A 17691-nucleotide genomic window follows, 5' to 3' on the forward strand; every position below is an offset into this window, starting at 1 on the left:
GTCGCAGAAGCCCGGGGAAACGGTTACATGGCGGCCTGACAGACCGCACCGCAAAAAGGCGCGGGTATTTTACCGGAAACGGCGCCGTGAATCATGTTTAGTGGCAAAATCGCCGAAACGATGCTTTTTTGATCAGCCGAACAGGTTGACCACGTCCAGTCGGAGAGCCTGCTCACCGCCCTGCTGCTGGCCGTCTTCCAGATTTTCGAAGTCGAACAGGCGCGTATCGGCCAGTTGCGAGGGGGCAATATTCTGGATGGCAGCAAAGATGTTCTCGATGCGCCCTGGCTGATCCCGGTCCCACTTGTTGAGCATATCCTTGATCACCTGGCGTTGCAGGTTCTCCTGGGAGCCGCACAGGTTGCAGGGGATGATCGGGAAATCCTTGAAGTTGGAGAACTCGATGATGTCCTTCTCGCGGCTGTAAGCGAGAGGACGGATAACAATATTGCGGTTATCGTCGCTGCGCAGCTTGGGCGGCATGGCCTTCATCTTGCCGCCAAAGAACATGTTCAGAAACAGGGTCTCGACGATGTCATCGCGGTGGTGGCCCAGGGCGATCTTGGTGGCGCCGATCTCTTCGGCAAAGCCATAGAGGCTACCGCGACGCAGCCGTGAACACAGCCCACAGGTGGTTTTCCCCTCCGGCACCTTCTCCTTGACGATGGAATAGGTGTCTTTCTCGAGGATGTGGTAGGCCACCCCTTCCCGCTCCAGGTACTCCGGCAGTACATGCTCCGGGAACCCCGGCTGCTTCTGGTCCAGGTTCACCGCCACCAGCTCGAAATTCACCGGCGCCGAATGCTGCAGATTGCGCAGGATTTCCAGCATGGTGTAGGAATCCTTGCCGCCAGACAGGCACACCATCACCTTGTCGCCCTCACTGATCATATTGAAATCAGCAATGGCACGACCGACCTCGCGCCGCAGCTTCTTCTGCAGCTTGTTGAGGCGAGTCCGTTGTTTGGCGTCCAGCGTGTCCATGGGAACCCTTTCTCTCTCTGTGTAACAGCCACCACGCTTCACGCAACAGCTATGGCGCAAAAAGCAGATTTTGCGTGAAGCGTGTGGGCGATTATGTGACCTTCATTTTGCGGATCAATCGGCGGTACAGCGCGGGGCTCCAGCGTTTCAGGTAGATACCGGCACCCTCTCGGCCGGCGATGATAACCTGATCGCGGCCTTGCTGCACGGCCTTCACCATCCGTTTGGCGCATTCGTCAGGGGCAATACCGGCTTCCTGAGCCTCATCCATACTGCCCTGGGCGGAGCCATCGGCGGTGAGCGCGTTGAGGGAGACCTGGGTGCGGATAAAGCCGGGCATCACCAGGGTCACCCGGATACCAGCATCGTATTCCTCGGCACGCAAGGATTCGAAGAAACCGTGCAGAGCGTGCTTGCTGGCGCTGTAGGCACTGCGCAGTGGCGTGGGCAGCTCACCGACCAGCGAGGTCACCACCACAAACCGGCCTCGGCCCTGCTCTTTCAACCAGGGCAATACCGCCTTGGTCAGCGCCACGGTGCCAAAGAAATTCACCTCCATGATTCGCCGATCCACCGCCAAATCGGTGTCGGCCACCAGGGAGCGCTGGGAAATGCCGCCGTTGTGGACCACCTGATCAAGACGATCAAAACGCTGCCGCACCGCCGCCACGGCAGCAGGCATGGCTTCGACTTCCGTCAGATCCAGCGGCAACACTAGATGGTCATCACCGTTGACCAGACCCTCCTGGACCCGCTCCAGCTCCTCTTCCCGACGGGCGGAGAGCACCAGGGTTGCGCCCCGGCGCGCATATTCCTTCGCCAACGCCTCGCCAATCCCGGAGGAGGCCCCGGTAATCCACACCACCTTGCCAGCCAGCGTTTCGGCCATCTCACACGCTCCTTGAAGTCAAAGACACCGCAAGGGTAATGCCATGGCCGGGAAATCCAAAGGCTGAAACAGCAAATACGCCAACTACGCAGCCACTGCAGGAGCGCCTCTCGAGGCGCGAACTGGCCGTGGCAAGTTGCCTTCTAGCTTACAGACTAACCTCCATACAACTGGCGAGCCCTGAAACTCCTGATCGTCCTACGGACGATTTCCGCGCAAGCGCGGTTCGCGCCTCGAGAGGCATTATTCGCTTCGCTCACCCTTAGGGCCGCACGGAACTACGTGCGTTACTCCGTTACGCTCCGTTCCTACAGCGGCCTTGTCGACATATTATTTCAGCTCTCTGGACGACAGCCCCAGCAGGTGCCGTGCCACGATCAGTTGCTGGATCTGCTGGGTGCCCTCGAAGATGTCGATGATCTTTGAATCCCGAGCCAGCTTTTCCAGCAACGTCCGCTCGGAATAGCCCAGCTCGCCGCATAGGGCCACGCACTTGAGGGTTACCTCATTGCCCATGCGCCCGGCCTTGGCCTTGCACATGGAGGCTTCTTTGGAATTGGGCTGGCCATTGTCTGCCATCCAGGCGGCTTTCAGGGTCATCAGGCGGGCGGCTTCCAGGTCCGCTTCCAGCCGGTACAGCTCCAGCTCCCGCGCCGTAGAATTATAAGGTTGTTTCGAGAAATCAGCCTCAACCCCTTCTTTTTCCAATATTTCTCTGGTTATCTCTAGTGCCGCACGGGCCACACCCAATGCCATGGCTGCCACCTGGGGACGGGTATTATCAAAGGTCTGCATCACCCCGCCGAAGGCCTTTTTGCGGGCCTCTTCGGTATCGCCAATTTCTGCCGAACCAAGGATATGGTCCTTGGGGATTCGGCAGTTGTTGAACGACAGGGCCGCCGTATCTGACACGCGCAGGCCCATCTTGTCTTCCACGCGCACCAGCTGCAGGCCGGGGTTATCGCGAGGAACGATGAATGACTTGATCGCCGCCTTGCCCAATGACTTGTCCAGGGTCGCCCAGACCACCACCGCATCACAGCGCTGGCCCGCGGTGCAGTAGATTTTCTCACCGTTGAGCACCCACTCATCACCGTCCAGTTCAGCGGTGGTACTGACCGCAGCGGAATCCGAACCCGCGCCGGGCTCGGTAATCGCCATGGCACAGTAGAGCTTGCCATACTTCTCTTTCTGCTCCGGGGTGCCCACGGCCATCACCGCCGCATTGCCCAGCCCGGAGCCGGGAATGGAGAGCATCAACCCCACATCGCCCCAGCACATGGCTTCCACCGCCAGGATGCCGGTCATGTTGCTACCGTTCTTGATCTCGTCACTGGCACCCTTTTTCCCACCGCCGCGGGGCATGGCTGCCATCATCTGCGCCACCGGCTTCAGCTCCTCCGGGGTATCGCAGTGTTCGATGGCGTCGTATTTGCGGGCAATGGGGCGAAACACTCCCGCTGCCAGTTGCTGGGCCATCTGCTGGACCTGTTCGAGCTTGGCCGGAATTTCCAGATTGATCATGACTCTCTCCTATACCATCAGGCTGCCGTGCAACACGGCAATGCTGCGCAGGTTGCGGTACCACATTTCCAGCGGGTAATCGCGCACAAAGCCGGCGCCACCAAACAGCTGGATACCGTTGGTGCCGATCTCCATGGCTTTTTCCATGCACTGCAACTGGGCCAGATAGGCGTCCTTGTGGAAATCCACGCCCTGCTCCGCCCGGCTGGCAGCGCGCAGCATCATCAGGCGCATGCCTTCAATTTCGATGCCCATGTTGGCCACCATGAAGGCCACGGACTGACGCCAGGCAATGGGCTCCCCGAACGCCTTGCGCTCTTTCACGTAGGGGATGCTGTATTCCAGCACCGCCTGACAGCAGCCCACCGCCAGGGCGCATTGGCCGATACGGCTGAGGCCCAGCAGACGATTCAGGTCGAAGCGCGGTAACCGGTCACGGGCCGGGATGGCCACGTTTTCCAGGGTCAGCGTCGCCATGTTGGCACTACGCAACCCCATGTACGGCTCGGACTCAATGGTCAGCCCTTCCGCCTCCGCCGGCACCACAAAGCCCGCCACCTCGCCATCGATAGCAGCCACCACTACAAACCACTCACATTGGGCAGCCATGGGGACCAGACTTTTCACGCCGTTGAGGGTGTAGGTGTCGCCGTCTTGGCTGGCCATGGTGGCCGGCGCAGCAGGCTCGAAGGTGGCACGGGGCTCGTTGACCGCCAACGCTGCACCAGTAAAGGTCTCCGCCGCCAAGACTGGGAGCCACCGTTCCTGTTGCTGCTCGTCACCGAAATCCATCAGTGCATTCACTGCAGCCATCGGTTGCAGTGCGGCCAGGGTATGGGACATGTCTCCCTGGGCCAGATCTTCCACGGCCAGGGCATTGGATAACGGCGAACGAGGCATGGCAACGCCACCTAGGGCTTCCGGCATGGGCATCAAGGCCAGGCCGAAACCACTAATGGCATCCAGTAGCGCCGGATTGGCCTGCGCCGCATCGTCAGCAGCTCGGGCCTGGGACGACAGGGAATCGCGGGCAAGACGTCGCATGCTCTCGCGGGTAATGCGCTGCTCTTCGGTGAGCGTGAGATCAAACAGGGGGGTCGACATGATCGGGCCTCAGGAGGTCGAATTAACACAACCAATCAAACGATTGTTTCACTCGAGACAGTTTGTCAGGCCCTGTCTACCTCTCACAATGACATCCCTGTGACCTGGAATGAGAAAAACGGTAAAGTTGACCAAAAAGCCAGCAGGCAACCTACAGGATCCGATTACCTACGTGCTTACCCTGATTCCCGCCGAACCGCCGGAGCGCGCCATCCGCCTCCGCCGCCAGATCATGGCCGTTTACTCCTATTGCCTGCTATGGGTGGGCACCATCCTCGGCGTCGAGCTCAGTGCCTTTGCGCCCAATACACCGCACCTGATGATGTTCTCGGTGCTATTTGCCATCAACCTGGTGTTCTTTCTGCTCATCCGTAGTGGTCTCAGCGAACGCCTCGGCGACCCCAGCCTGACCATTTTGCAGATGGCCACCGGCATCATCCTGACCACGGTGATCCTGCATTATACCCGCGAGCTACGTGGCGCCATGCTGAGCATCTACTTCATGGTGATGACGTTTGGCATTTTTGCCCTGGACAGGCGCCGGCAAATGGCCATGGCCGGCTTTACCCTTTTCTGCTTCACCACGTTGCAGGTATACGAGTGGCTGGAAACCCCCCAACAGGCGATCTTTTCGTTTCTGATCGGGCACTGGATCATTCTTGCCCTGATCCTCTGCTGGTTTATCTATATGGGGGGCTACATCCACAACTTGCAGAACCGGGTCAGGGATCAACGTGAAAACCTGCGTGATGCCCACTCTCGCCTGGAAGCCATTGCGGTGCGCGATGATCTTACCGGGCTGTATAACCGCCGCCATTTTCTCGAACGACTGGAGGAAGAGCTTTCCCTCGCCAACCGCAACCACACCCCCCTTTATCTGGCGATTATCGATCTGGACCATTTCAAGCGGGTCAATGATAACTACGGCCATCATAGTGGCGACGAAGTGCTCAGCCGCTTTGCCCGCATTGCCAGCCAGGGCCTGCGCAAATCGGACCTGTTGGCCCGCTACGGTGGTGAGGAATTCGTGGTGCTGTTTCCCCATGCCACGGAAGCCGCCTGCGAAGCCGCTCTGGAACGCCTGCGCAGGCGCTTCGCCGAACAGGGTTATTCCTTTGCCAGTGACATCAAAACCACTTTCTCTGCCGGTTTGACCGCCTTCCAGCCCGGGGAAACGGCGGACCAGTTGATCAAGCGGGCTGATAGCGCACTGTATGAAGCCAAATCCCGGGGCCGCAACCAGGTGGTCCAGCTGCCATTGAGCTGAATACCTGGAGACCGCCGATAACTCCCGGTATGCTTGCCGGCAGCGGAGGACTCCATGTCAGACATTACCAATCCCAGCCTGAAAAACACCGTTCGCCAGTACTTCCAGGACCTTGGCGAAGACGCCCCTACCTGGACGGAAATCCATGGCATGCTCTGTGCCCTGGCCGTCGGGCCAGACGTGGAAACGGTGGACTACAGCGAAGAGCTGGAAATGCCGGTTCCCGAGGACGTCACTGATGCTCTCAACCGGCTGCGCGAACGACTGGTAACACAGTTACTCGGTGGCGACACCGTCAACCTGCCCTGCCTGCTTGACCCTTATCAGGAAGATGACGGCCAGGATCTGGCAAGCTGGTGTGCCGGTTTCATGACCGGCGTCTTTGTGGCCGAAGAAAACTGGTATCAGGATGATGAAGAACAGATGGCGCAAATGCTGCTGCCCTTCATCCTGATTTCAGGGGTGGATGATGACGAAGCCCTGGACACGCTCTGGGACAACAGTCAGGTGGTACGGCAAATGGCCCTGAGCATTCCGGAAATACTGGAAGAGCTCTACCTGGCGTTCCATGGTCCGGATCAGGGTGATGAATCCGCCTCGGCAGACTGATTTGTCTTTACCCGAATGTTCACCGCTAACGTGACGCAGTTCTGCGCGTTGTTGCCGCTGTGCCACTAGTCTTGTTGTAGATGCTGCCGCTATCCAAAAACTATCCAGACAAAAGCGGCAGCCGGACAACATTCTGGGGGTATCAAGGTGCGTATCTGCATTGTCACCGGCCTGCTGATTCCGGCATTGGCCTTCGCTGAAACTGCCACCGACAACTCGTGCCCGACATTGGTCAGTGCCGCTTTCACCACTGCAGTGGAAGAACGGGAACCGCTCGCTCAGCTCACAACCGCCCCACTCTCAGTCAATGAGCTACTGTTCTTTACCGCCATCCAGGATGGTAATGGCGAGCAGCTGCACCATACCTGGTCCTACAACGGTGAACCCATTGTTGATGTGCCGCTGGCGGTGGGCTCGGATTACTGGCGCACCTGGTCGTCGAAAACCTTTGCCGGCCTTGATCTGGCTCCCGGAGGCCAGTGGCAGGTAAACGTCAGCACAGAAAGTGGCTGTGAGCTGGGCAACTGGACGTTGACGCTCACCGATGATAACGCGGCTACTCAGTCGCCAGCCCCTGCAGCATCCACGCCACCGGCGTCTGAAAAAACCTCAGAAACGCCCCTGAAAACGCCGCCGGAAAAAGCCAAGGGTGACGCGGTGGATCTCAGTGAAAATTACGCGGTGATTCGCCAGTTACTTGATCTGGGCGATACCCGCGCGGCCAAGGTGGCGATACGCCGTGCTCGCCAGCTCACCGCCAATCCGCAACAACTGGCTGAGCTGGATACCCTGGCCGCAGATAACGAGGCCTTTGCCCAACTGGACAAACTGATACGCCAGCGGGATGTGCACGGTGCCCGTGAACTAATGCAAACGCTGGTGATTTCCATCTCCCCCGACAGCCCGGTTTATCCGGCGCTGCAAAGCCGCCACCGGCTACTGAAGCGCCTGGAAGGCAACGAGCGGGACACCGTATTCCAGGCCGCATCCAGCCCCTGATGCCACAACAGCACGGGCGTCAGTCGTCTTTCAGCGACAGATGGCTGATGTCCGGTGCCACCGGCGTTTCCTCCGCTTTTTTCTGCCCCAGCACTTCCCCCGGCTGAGCCATGGTCAAGTGATCCACGTCCGGAGCAGGCGGAGGAGCGACCTTTTCCCTGTTATCCATTTCCGCCCCCACTTCCGCCACCGAGAAAGCCCCGGAAAAACCGGTTCCCCCGGTGCGGATGGTGCCCACCGTTTCCAGCTCGCCAGACGAGGGTTCTGTCGGTTCGCGACTCTCCGGGGCCGGAGACGCTGCACGGGATTCGGGTGCCGGCGCAGATGCACCAGCGGATGCCTGGACGGGATCGGCTACCGGCCGCAGTTCACACTCGGCGCCGGCCTGTTTCAGCACCGCGCGGAATTTCATGGCGGTGGCCTGGTCGGCATCTTTCTTCAGCACCACCGGCTGGCCGGAAAACAATTTCTCCACCCGGGCGGCATCCATCTTGAAGATTTTTCCCAGGTTGCTTTTTACCGTCGCAAGGTCCGACCCTTTCACCAGCTGACCGGTAAAGACGATATGGAAACGGGCATCGGCCATTATGGATTCCTCTCTGATTCTCTACTGACTACCAAGGTATCGTAGCCGCCAATGAGCAGCACGCCTGTCTTGCTGACAACCCGCAAAATGCACGGTGCTCCGTCTCGCATAAAATATGTGGCGTGAAGCGAACCTCACCCCATTTCACTGGCGGCGTACTCGGCCAGTGCGGCGATGGTCCGTGACGGGTTCAAACCCAGCGCCCGTGGCACCATGGCGCCATCAATCACAAACAGATTGGGATAGTTGAACACTTCACCCCGGTGGTCTACCACGCCCTGCTCCACAGAATCTGCCATATTGCAGCCGCCCAGCGGGTGCGGGGTCACCAGATCCTTGAACCAGTCCCAGGTGGCCGGCGTCATCGGATCACCGCCGGTCGCAGCGGTCAGCGCCAGATGGCGGTCTGCCAGGCCCTGTACCGCCTTTTCCGCCTTGCGATAGTCCCAATCCAGTTTCAAGCGGTCTTTCTTCCAGGGCCAGTACCAGCGACGGCCCAGATAGAAACGGCCACCGGGATCGTCCATGGCCTGCCCGAACCAGGGCATCATCCTGGCAAAGGGATCACTGCTCTCTCCATACTTGAGCATGGCAGCACCCAGCCGGGTATTGGCGAAGCGGGGATCCTTGCCCAGTCGCTCCATCCAGCTGCCGAGAATATCGGGCACGCCGCCATCTTCCACAAAATAACGAGCGCCACCATCTTCACCATCCAGGTAATCAATGGCGCTGGTAATGGTCGGCCCCCGTGTGGGAGAAATCTGGCGTTCGTCATAAAACGCCATGGTGGCAAAGTCACCATTGCAGGACCAATTATGGCCAAGCTTGCGACTCAGGTTCGGCAGGGTCTTGTACTGATCCCGGCAGCGCAGTAACAGTTCCGTAGAACCCATGGAACCGGCAGCCACGATTACCTTTTCCGCCTTGAAACGGCGCCAGCAATGGCTGTCCAGGTCCCTGGCCAGCACTTCATAACCGCCGCCTTCCAGGGCACGAATGGTGCGCACATGATGCAGGGGACGGACATCAGCACCGGCATTCTCCGCCGCCGCCAGGTAATTCAGATCCAGGGTATTCTTGGCCTGCACCGGGCAGCCCAGATCGCAGTTACCACAATGCACGCAGGTGCCCTGGGTTTTGCCCTGAGGGTTTACCCAGGTCTGGCTGTGGCCATAGGAGTATGGATCATCCCGTTGTGAGCTCCAGTCGGGATCAAAGGTGATCGCCTGGGGCACAATACGAAACCGGTCACCGGCCCCGACGGCGTCAGCCCCTTCCTTCATCAGATGGGTTCGCGGGGTCCATTGATTGCCCGGCAGTTCCTGCACATTGAGCATGACGCCAGTGGTAGCGTAATGGGGCTTGAGCATGGCGTAATCGATGGCCTCCGGCCATCCCTGGGCAAAGGCCTCCGGCTTGGCCTCAATGCTGACATTGGCGTAGATCAGGGAGCCACCGCCCACCCCGGCGCCCATGGCAATACTCATGTCGCCAAAGTAGCGAAAATCGATCCAGCCGTTCTGTTTTTCCGGTTCGTCTTCATCCCAGAACCAATCGCGCTGGGACACCGATGGGTAATCGTCCGACAACCAGCGCCGCCCCCGTTCCAGCACCACCACCCGACTTCCCTTCTCCGCCATCCGGCAGGCCATCACCGAGCCGCCAAAGCCGCTGCCGATAATCAGGACATCCACATTTTCCATCCTCTCCCCCAACCCCTGTTCTTATCGTTGCCTTTGCGACAACGCTTTTTTAATCAAGGTTTTGCACTATAAAATTAACTGCCAATCCTGTCTATTTGCAGCACTTTCCAGTAATCTGGCGACTGTCTTCGCCGGGCTCATTGCAGCACCCATGGAACAGATCGATTTCGTCACTATTGAAGAGCAGCAGCGCCCCCGCAAGCGTAACGGTGCCGCTCGTAAACCCGGTCCGAAGAAAGCCGCGAAGCCGCAGCGCCCGGGAGCCGTCCGTGATGGCTACCGCCGGCTCACTGCCGATATACCTGCCGATCTGCACAAACGCCTGAAAATGCAGGCCCTGATGGAAGACCGCTCCGTCACCGAACTGATCGTGCAAGCCGCCGAGTGTTTTTTGCGCAATCGAGATTAACCCGCAGCACATCCGTTAAGCATTTCTCTCTCGCGTTATTCAAGCATTGTCCGCGCTTCCTCGCATGTTGGCTGATGCCGCGTTTCACCTTCATGCAACCGTCACCCACCTGTCATTGATCCGCACTGATACAGCCGCATGCTCGGTCCTGACGCTACCGCTGAAGGAGCTCGCTATGGCTGTGGATTTGTTTCTGTTGGGGTGCGCCCTGATCTTCGGGGCAGGCTTTCGCTTTCTGTTCCGTCATCTGCCGGAAGAGCGCTGGCAATTCGTGGCTTCGTTACCGCTGAAAAAAAACCATGACGGCTCCTGGCAGGGTTTGAACCTGACCTTCTACGGGCTCTTTACCGGTATCGCCGGCGGGCTCGGCGTTACCTGCTTTATTCTGCTGACTGCTTCCGCCGGTGTGTCGCTGGGCACTGCACTACTGCTGACCCTCGGGATACTGGCAATCTGCCTGCCCGCCGCCAAGATCATTGCCACCGTGGTGGAAAAAAACCGCCATGGCTTCACCGTCGGCGGTGCCAGCTTTGTCGGCATTATTATCGCCCCGCTTTTCCTGTGGCTGGCGGACCTGGCCAGCCAGCACTGGTGGCAGACTGCCTTACCGATTCTGCCCATGCTGGCCGCCATGTCGATTGCCTATGTACTGGGTGAAGGCATTGGACGGCTGGCCTGTATCAGCTTCGGCTGTTGCTACGGCAAGGCCCTGCGCCATTCACCGCGCTGGGCCCAACGCCTGTTCTGTACCCTGAATCATGTGTTTATCGGCAAGACCAAGAAGATTGCCTTTGCCGGGGAAATGGAAGCGGTAAAAGTGATCCCCATCCAGGCGGTCACCTGTGTGGTTTATACCGCGCTCGCGCTGGTCTGTAGTGCCCTCTTCTTCCACAGCCAATTTGCCCTGGCCTTTGCCCTGAGCCTGGTAGGAAGTCAGTTGTGGCGGGTATATTCGGAAACGTTGCGGGCGGACTATCGTGGCGGCAGCAGACTGTTCTCGGTATACCAGATGATGGCGTTGCTGGCCGCGCTCTATGGGATTGCCATCAGTCTGATCCTGCCTGCCCATGGGGGCCTGGCGGCGGATCTTGCTGCCGGCCTGGGAGCCCTCTGGTCACCGGGGGTTATTCTCAGCCTGCAGATCATCACCGTGGCCATGTTCTTCTTCTCCGGCACCAGCACCATCACCACCGGCGAACTACGCTTCGGCCTGGCCGCAGACTGGCGCAGCCAGGCGGGAGGAGAATAGCCTCTAGCTGCAAGCTACAACGCGATTGAAGGTTCTGTTTATTTTGAGAGCAAGAGGCCGCGCCCAAAGTTTGGGAGCGGCCTCTTGCGTTGAAAACACGCAAACCCATGCTCGCGTTATAGCTTGTAGCTTATCCCAACGCCACCGCCTTCACCTGCGCATAAAGCCGCGCACCGGGGAACACCTCAAGCTCCCGGGCGGAGCGGCTGGAGATGCGGGCGAGCAAACGCTGATCCCCCAGAGCCAGCTGTACCACAGCCTGTCCCGGTCCTACTTCGCGCAAGGCTGCCACCTGCACCGGATGGATATTAAGAATGCTGGAATCCTGCGGCGCCTGGCGGCACAGGCTCACATCCCGGGCGGCAATGCGAAGGCGTACCGGCTCTTCGCCAGACACCGGCTGCGCCGCCGGTAGCCAGAATGTCTGTTGTGCAACGGTCACCGCCTGCAGATGATCCCGGTTGTCGTAATCTCCCAGTTCACCGTACAGCAAGGCCGTGGCATCGCCACGCTGGGCCAACGGGCCATCCAGCCGTGCCAGTTCTTCGTGAGCCTTGCCTCTGGCCACGATGCGTCCCTGCTCCATCAGCCAGACCTGTCGCGACAGGGTCAGCAACTCATCCAGATCATGGGTGACATAAATCACCGGCACCTTCCTGGCGATATCGCTGATCATCTTCAGCAATTCCTGCTTGTGGCCGTGATCCAGAGCTGACAGGGGTTCATCCAGTAACAGTAGTTGCGGCCCGGCCAGTAACGCTCGAGCCAGCGCCACCCGCTGAGCCTCACCCCCGGAAAGTGTCTCCACGGAACGCCCCAGCAAATCCTCAATACGCGCCTGACTTACCACGCTGTCCAGGTCCCCTGCTGCTCCCCGACGTTTCACCACATAGTCCAGATTGCCGCGCACACTCAAATGGCGAAACAGGGTCGGCTCCTGAAACATCATGCCCAGGGGGCGCTGCCAGGGCGGCAGCGTGACGTCGTCGGTTTGCCAGAGCTGGTCACCGAAGCGAATCTCGCCATCGCAATCCTGAAGCCCGGCCAGCATTCGCAACAACGTACTTTTACCGGACCCGGAAGGGCCGAACAGGACCGTCACACCATTGGCAGCAAGCTGCGCCTGCGCCTGCAAACGGCACGACCCCACCTGGCCGGACAGGGAGAATGCCAGACTCATGGCATCACCCCGGTGTTCTGCTTGCGTTGCCAGCGAAACAGGGCCCACAGCATTAACACCGACGCCACCAACAGCACCGCCGCCAACCGATGCGCACTGGCGTAGTCCCCGGCCTCTACATGCTCATAGAGAGCCACTGAGGCCACCCGGGTTTCCCCGGCCAGGCTGCCGCCGATCATCAGCACCACACCAAATTCCCCGAGGGTATGGGCAATACCGAGAATCACAGCACTGGCATAGCCATGTCGGGCCTGGGGAATCACCAGCGAGAAAAAACGGTCCATGGGACGGGCCCCAGAGACCGCCGCCATATCCAGTTGCCGTGGCTCAATGGCCGCAAAGGCATTCTTGAGAGGTTGCAGAACAAAGGGCAGCGAATAGACCAGCGAACCGATCACCAGGCCGGTAAAGCTGAACGCCAGAGAGCGGGCACCGCCCCATTGCGCCAGCCAGCCGCCCGGGCCACTCGGTCCCAGCCCGATCAGAAGATAAAACCCCAATACCGACGGCGGCAACACCAGGGGCAGTGCCAGCAAGGCTTCCAGTAGCGCCTGCCCCGGCAAGCGACGCCGGGCCAGCCACCAGGCCAGCGGCGTACATACCACAAGCAGGATGAGGGTGGTAACCACCGCCAGTTTGACCCCGACCCACAGGGCCAGCCAGTCGCCATCACTCAACATCATCGGCGACCTCATCGGTGCGATAACCCAGACTGCGTATCATTTCCTGAGCCTCGCCAGAAAACAGAAAATCGTAGAAATGCTGTGCTGCAGGCATACCCCTCAGCACACCACCCTGCTGACGTATTAGTGGATAGAGCGCGTCGGGAATACGCCACTGTCGCCCTCCCTGGTCCTGGACCTGGCTTAACCCCACAAAGGCAGCCTCTGCGGCGCCAGTATGGGCAAAGTGATAGCTCTGCGCCACATTCTCTGCCTGTACCAGGGTCACCGAATCCGGAAGTGGAAATTGTTGCAGCACTGCCTCGGCGGCTTCGCCATAGGGTGCGGTACGGGCATTGGCCATGGCCACGGGGGTCACCATGCCGGCCACCAGTGAGGAGCCATCGAGAACGGCTCCGGCATCCGGAGACCATAGCACCAGCCTGCCAATGGCATAGGTGCGCACTGTGCCAGCCTGAATCCACCCTTCGGAAGCAAGCTCCTGCGGCCGCCGAGCATCGGCAGCCAGGAAAATATCGTAGGGCGCCCCCTGGCGAATCTGGGCCGCCAGTTTGCCGGTGGAGCCAACCGTGATCTGGATGTCTGCCCGCGGGTATTGCTGGTGATAACGCTGGACCAGTTGTTTCAATGGGGAGGAAAAATTGGCAGAAACAGCAACCTGCACGGGCTCAGCCCCTGCGATGGTGGAGGCCAACGCCAACAGGCTGACAAGCAAACACTTCATGGAAGCTCCACGACCACATCCGATGAGCGCCAGTCTAACCCGAATCCGTCACGCCATGGATGAGAGAAGCGCCAACAGTTCGCTAACGCTGGGGATAACCTTGATTCTCAGGACGGCTTGCGGGGGTTCTGGCCACGATGTTGGCGACCCCGGGCGCGGGCCAGTTCTATCTGCTTCTGGCGTTCGGCGAAACGCGCCTTCTGCTCTGGAGATGACTCGTCGTAGCACTTGGGACAAGAGACGCCAAGCTGGAATTTTTCCGATGCTTTTTCGTCGTCATTAATGGGACGACGGCAGGCATGGCACTGGTCGAATTCGCCAGGATTGAGATCGTGATCGACGGTGACTCTTTCGTCGAAGACAAAACATTCGCCTTCCCACAGGGAGTCTTCCTTGGGCATCTCTTCCAGATATTTGAGGATGCCGCCCTTCAGGTGATAGACCTCATCAAAGCCCTGCTCTTTCAGGTAGGCAGTGGATTTTTCACAACGAATCCCGCCAGTGCAGAACATGGCCACTTTCTTGTGTTTGGCCGGGTCCAGCGTGTCTTTCACATAGTCAGGAAACTCACGAAAAGTGCGGGTTTCCGGATTGATGGCGCCCTTGAAGGTGCCCACTTCCACTTCGTAATCGTTACGGGTATCGATCAGGAGGGTTTCCGGATCACTGATCACCGCATTCCATTCTTCCGGGCTCAGGTAAGTCCCCACGGTGCGGTTGGGATCGATCCCCTCCACGCCCATGGTGACGATTTCCTTCTTGAGTTTGACCTTGGTGCGCAGGAAGGGATGCTCGTCGTGGAAGGATTCCTTGTGCTCCAGATCCGCCAGTCGCGGATCCTCACGGAGCCAGCCAAGCACCGTATCAATGCCGGACCGTGGCCCGGAGATGGTGCCGTTGATGCCTTCCCCGGCCAGCAACAGAGTGCCGCGCACATCCTGCGCCAGCATCAGCGCCAGCAGTGGCTCACGCAACTGCTCGAAATCACCCAGACAGACAAACTTGTACAGGGCAGCAACGACAATGCTGTCCGACCTTTCCACTTTATGCTGACTCACGCCTTGAACTCCGGATCATGCTTGCTGCCGCCAAGACAGTCAGGAGATTCACTCACCTCGCCGCCTTTGGCCTGCCACTCCGCCACGGTATAGGTATGCAGCGCCAGTGCATGCACAGGGCCCGCCAGCTCGTCGGCCAGTACCTTGTAGAGCAGCTGGTGGCGACGTACCGGCAGCATGCCGTCAAAGGCATCACTCACCAGCACCAACTTGAAGTGGGTTTCCGAATTGGGCGGCACACTGTGTTTGTGGCTTTCGTTTTCCAGAGCCAAATGTGCCACAGGGACGGCCTCGGAAACCTTGCGCTCGATCAATGTTGCTACGCTCATGCCACTCACCACTCTTACTCACCCACATCGAAAATGTCGCAGATCACAACCAGTATAGCGCGGCACCGGGGCTGCGCGGGGGCGGTATTCTACGCGCTTTGAGTGACTCTGAGAAATGTCCGGCGGTCGGACACCACCCCCTTACTTCTGGACGGGAATGATGGTTTCCCAGAGGGCTTCGGCAGCATCATCCAGCAAACCGGCCATCTCATCGCCCGGTCCAAGCTGGCGCACCTGGCGCCCGGCGGACCAGCCCTGCCAGCCCGGATCATCGCCGTGGGCAAACGCCCCCCAGGCATCCTGCACCTGTCGGGACAGGGCTCTGGCCGCATCACCGCCGCCGGTGAAATACATTCCCGCCGGAGTATCGGTGACACCAAACACAAAGGGCACATCCACCACATGGCAGGCCCCCAGCGGCAAGCCAAAGGGCTCGCTCTGCCAGGTAAACTGGAATCCCCAGCAATCCGGATTGTGCCGGCTCTGGGCATCCAGCAAACGTACCGTGGGCACCCGGAACAGACGATCGGATTCCATGGCCGAAAACACGTCCAGGGGGCTGCGGCGGGGGTCCGCCTTGACCGTGGTGCGGTAATAATCAAACGCCCGGGCACCATTGCCCGGCAGCCCCCGTTCAAAGCGACGCTGGATTTCCTGATCATCCACGTCCCGCAGGGATGCCATTTTTACTGTTCCGGCCAGCACCCCGGCGTACTGGAAAAAGTGGTATTCATCCTGGCAGACTCCGGCCAGCAGCCGCTTGTCCGCGGCAGCGCCGGCGGCAATGGCTTCTATCGGTAGCTGCGGCAACAGATCCCCATCCACCATGGGCAGAAAATTCATCGCGAACTGTGGCGTTGTCGTGCGCAGGCCGCGGTCCACCAGCACTTTTACCGCCTGATTCTGGGCCTTGATCCAGTCTTTGTCGGAGCAGTCGCGCAGCCTCTCTGCGGCACTGCCCTCGCCGGGCAGAGCGGCCACAAAGGCATCGGTGACCTTGCGGACCTGTTCCGGCGCCAGCACAAAATCTGCCGCGCCGGACTGGACAATGGCAGCGTGGAACAGCGATGCCGCCCGCGGGCATGCCAGTAGCGCACAGACACTGAAGCCACCGGCGGATTCCCCGAATACGGTGACCCGATTGGCATCACCGGCAAAACCGCGGATGTTTTCCTGCACCCACTCCAGAGCCGCCAGCTGATCCCGCAGCCCCAGATTGCTGTCGGCCTGAAGCTCCGGCGCCACCGCCGTGAAATCGGCAAAGCCCATGGCCCCCAGTCGATAGGCCGCATTCACCACCACCACCTGCTGGCTACGGGCTAGTTCCGCACCGTTATACAGGGGCTGGGAAATGGAGCCGGCCAGATAGGCACCGCCATGGAACCAGACCATCACCGGAAAGGGCCCCTCTCCCTCAGGAACCCAAATATTCAGGTACAGGCAGTCTTCACTGGACTCGTGAACTCCCATCAACGGGTTCTTCATCTGTAGCGAGGGCTGGGGATATTGATCCGCCGTCACCTGATTATCAGCGTCCGGCAACGGTCGGGGCGCCTTGAAGCGATGCTCGCCCAGCGGTGGCAAGGCAAACGGAATGCCTCTGTATTCGGTGACACCGTTACCGGCAAGTCCTTGATAGTGGCCCTGGCGAATCACTGCTGACATGGATGGATCCTTTTCTGATTTCTGTCCGACAGCCCTGCCATGCCCCACGTGTTTCATTCGCCGGAAAATGGCTCTGCAGACGCCACGATGGCTGAGCCCGCACAGGCTGGATGTAGACCTTAGCAAATTACCTACTGATGAGTAGGCCAAACCTCGTGTTTAATTGTTAGACAACATAAACAACACTGTCAGAATCCTGACTTACACTTGTTCACGCCCTCGCAGCCACCGCCAGAGGGCTTTGCTAATCCATTTTTTCTACGGAGGGAAGCCCCCTATGAGCAACGCTACGATCGAGCAACTCAACGAGCGCTATGAACAAGTTACCACCGAAGCCAAAGCGGCTCTGGAAAAACTGAACACCGCCGTACGTGGTGCTTACACCCGTCTGGAAGAAAACGGCAATGAGCTGTTCCAGACCCTGGTGAAAACTGGCGAGAAGCGTCAGAAAGCCGTGGCCAAGCCAGAGAAAAAAACCACTGCCAAGAAGCAGCCGTCCCAGCTGGATGAAGTGCGCGGCAAAGTTGCTTCCGCTCTGGGTCTGCCCACCCGTGATGAGGTAGAAGCCCTGAACAAGAAGTTGGCCACCCTGACTCGCAAGGTCAACAAGCTGGCCAAAGAAGCGAAGTAATCGCTTTTTGCCAGTCTCAGGGGCGGTACGCCGCCCCTGCTCTCTCCTCTTTGTCTCACCTGAACCGTTGACTTCCCCGCCCGCCTCTCGTTATCTAG

Annotated in this window: 18 protein-coding genes; 6 read left to right on the forward strand and 12 right to left on the reverse strand. The window is 59.3% G+C overall.

The window, feature by feature from the left end; genetic code table 11:
* Positions 1-132: 132 nt before the first annotated feature.
* The 4 genes from ttcA to B3Q33_RS03905 form a co-directional block, all read right to left on the reverse strand.
* Positions 133-984, reverse strand: a complete 852-nt coding sequence (gene ttcA / locus B3Q33_RS03890; protein WP_272963203.1) for a tRNA 2-thiocytidine(32) synthetase TtcA — start codon at positions 982-984, stop codon at positions 133-135.
* Positions 985-1075: 91 nt separating this feature from the next.
* Positions 1076-1873 (reverse strand): SDR family oxidoreductase, encoded by a 798-nt coding sequence (locus B3Q33_RS03895; protein WP_272963204.1) that lies wholly within the window; start codon positions 1871-1873, stop codon positions 1076-1078.
* A gap of 330 nt (positions 1874-2203) precedes the next feature.
* Positions 2204-3397: an acyl-CoA dehydrogenase family protein gene (locus B3Q33_RS03900; protein WP_035244530.1), complete on the reverse strand. Its 1194-nt coding sequence runs from the start codon at positions 3395-3397 to the stop codon at positions 2204-2206.
* A 9-nt stretch (positions 3398-3406) separates the two neighbouring features.
* Positions 3407-4501 carry an acyl-CoA dehydrogenase family protein gene (locus B3Q33_RS03905; protein ID WP_272963205.1) on the reverse strand — a complete coding sequence of 365 codons (1095 nt, stop codon included), beginning with the start codon at positions 4499-4501 and terminating at the stop codon, positions 3407-3409.
* 109 nt (positions 4502-4610) lie between these two features.
* Between B3Q33_RS03905 and B3Q33_RS03910 the strand changes: the two genes are divergently transcribed.
* From B3Q33_RS03910 to B3Q33_RS03920, 3 genes are all read left to right on the forward strand, one after another.
* Positions 4611-5768 (forward strand): GGDEF domain-containing protein, encoded by a 1158-nt coding sequence (locus B3Q33_RS03910; protein ID WP_272963206.1) that lies wholly within the window; start codon positions 4611-4613, stop codon positions 5766-5768.
* A gap of 54 nt (positions 5769-5822) precedes the next feature.
* A complete protein-coding gene (locus B3Q33_RS03915) occupies positions 5823-6377 on the forward strand; it encodes a YecA family protein (RefSeq protein ID WP_272963207.1) in 555 nt (184 codons plus the stop codon).
* A gap of 147 nt (positions 6378-6524) precedes the next feature.
* A complete protein-coding gene (locus B3Q33_RS03920; protein ID WP_052042427.1) occupies positions 6525-7376 on the forward strand; it encodes a DUF2914 domain-containing protein in 852 nt (283 codons plus the stop codon).
* 19 nt (positions 7377-7395) lie between these two features.
* Here the strand turns inward: B3Q33_RS03920 and B3Q33_RS03925 are convergent, their stop codons facing one another.
* Positions 7396-7962: a hypothetical protein gene (locus B3Q33_RS03925; protein ID WP_272963208.1), complete on the reverse strand. Its 567-nt coding sequence runs from the start codon at positions 7960-7962 to the stop codon at positions 7396-7398.
* Between the two features lie 134 nt (positions 7963-8096).
* Positions 8097-9665 (reverse strand): GMC oxidoreductase, encoded by a 1569-nt coding sequence (locus B3Q33_RS03930; protein WP_272963209.1) that lies wholly within the window; start codon positions 9663-9665, stop codon positions 8097-8099.
* Between the two features lie 151 nt (positions 9666-9816).
* Between B3Q33_RS03930 and B3Q33_RS03935 the strand changes: the two genes are divergently transcribed.
* Both B3Q33_RS03935 and B3Q33_RS03940 read left to right on the forward strand, forming a co-directional pair.
* Entirely contained in the window at positions 9817-10074 is a 258-nt protein-coding gene (locus B3Q33_RS03935; protein ID WP_035244540.1) for a hypothetical protein, read from the forward strand.
* A gap of 175 nt (positions 10075-10249) precedes the next feature.
* The gene (locus B3Q33_RS03940) at positions 10250-11323 is read left to right on the forward strand and encodes a prolipoprotein diacylglyceryl transferase family protein (protein ID WP_035244542.1); all 1074 of its coding nucleotides are present in this window, start codon (positions 10250-10252) and stop codon (positions 11321-11323) included.
* A gap of 130 nt (positions 11324-11453) precedes the next feature.
* Here B3Q33_RS03940 and modC read toward each other — a convergent pair whose 3' ends face one another.
* The 6 genes from modC to B3Q33_RS03970 all read right to left on the reverse strand — a co-directional run bounded on the left by modC (position 11454) and on the right by B3Q33_RS03970 (position 16962).
* The gene (modC, locus tag B3Q33_RS03945; protein WP_272963210.1) at positions 11454-12503 is read right to left on the reverse strand and encodes a molybdenum ABC transporter ATP-binding protein; all 1050 of its coding nucleotides are present in this window, start codon (positions 12501-12503) and stop codon (positions 11454-11456) included.
* Positions 12500-13183: a molybdate ABC transporter permease subunit gene (gene modB, locus B3Q33_RS03950; RefSeq protein ID WP_035244840.1), complete on the reverse strand. Its 684-nt coding sequence runs from the start codon at positions 13181-13183 to the stop codon at positions 12500-12502. The genes modC and modB overlap by 4 nt, the downstream gene beginning before the upstream one ends.
* Positions 13173-13910 carry a molybdate ABC transporter substrate-binding protein gene (gene modA, locus B3Q33_RS03955; protein ID WP_272963211.1) on the reverse strand — a complete coding sequence of 246 codons (738 nt, stop codon included), beginning with the start codon at positions 13908-13910 and terminating at the stop codon, positions 13173-13175. The genes modB and modA overlap by 11 nt, the downstream gene beginning before the upstream one ends.
* A gap of 107 nt (positions 13911-14017) precedes the next feature.
* Positions 14018-14968, reverse strand: coding sequence for a rhodanese-related sulfurtransferase (locus B3Q33_RS03960; protein ID WP_272963212.1), 951 nt, complete (start codon positions 14966-14968; stop codon positions 14018-14020).
* Positions 14965-15297 carry a BolA family protein gene (locus B3Q33_RS03965; RefSeq protein ID WP_272963213.1) on the reverse strand — a complete coding sequence of 111 codons (333 nt, stop codon included), beginning with the start codon at positions 15295-15297 and terminating at the stop codon, positions 14965-14967. Before B3Q33_RS03965 ends, B3Q33_RS03960 begins: the two co-directional genes overlap by 4 nt.
* Positions 15298-15438: 141 nt before the next feature.
* The gene (locus B3Q33_RS03970; RefSeq protein WP_272963214.1) at positions 15439-16962 is read right to left on the reverse strand and encodes a carboxylesterase/lipase family protein; all 1524 of its coding nucleotides are present in this window, start codon (positions 16960-16962) and stop codon (positions 15439-15441) included.
* A 277-nt stretch (positions 16963-17239) separates the two neighbouring features.
* Between B3Q33_RS03970 and B3Q33_RS03975 the strand changes: the two genes are divergently transcribed.
* Positions 17240-17593: a poly(hydroxyalkanoate) granule-associated protein gene (locus B3Q33_RS03975; RefSeq protein ID WP_272963215.1), complete on the forward strand. Its 354-nt coding sequence runs from the start codon at positions 17240-17242 to the stop codon at positions 17591-17593.
* Positions 17594-17691: the final 98 nt, after the last annotated feature.

The organism is Alcanivorax sp. UBA3183 (assembly GCF_002364155.1).
Classification (GTDB): Bacteria; Pseudomonadota; Gammaproteobacteria; order Pseudomonadales; family Alcanivoracaceae; genus Alcanivorax; species Alcanivorax jadensis.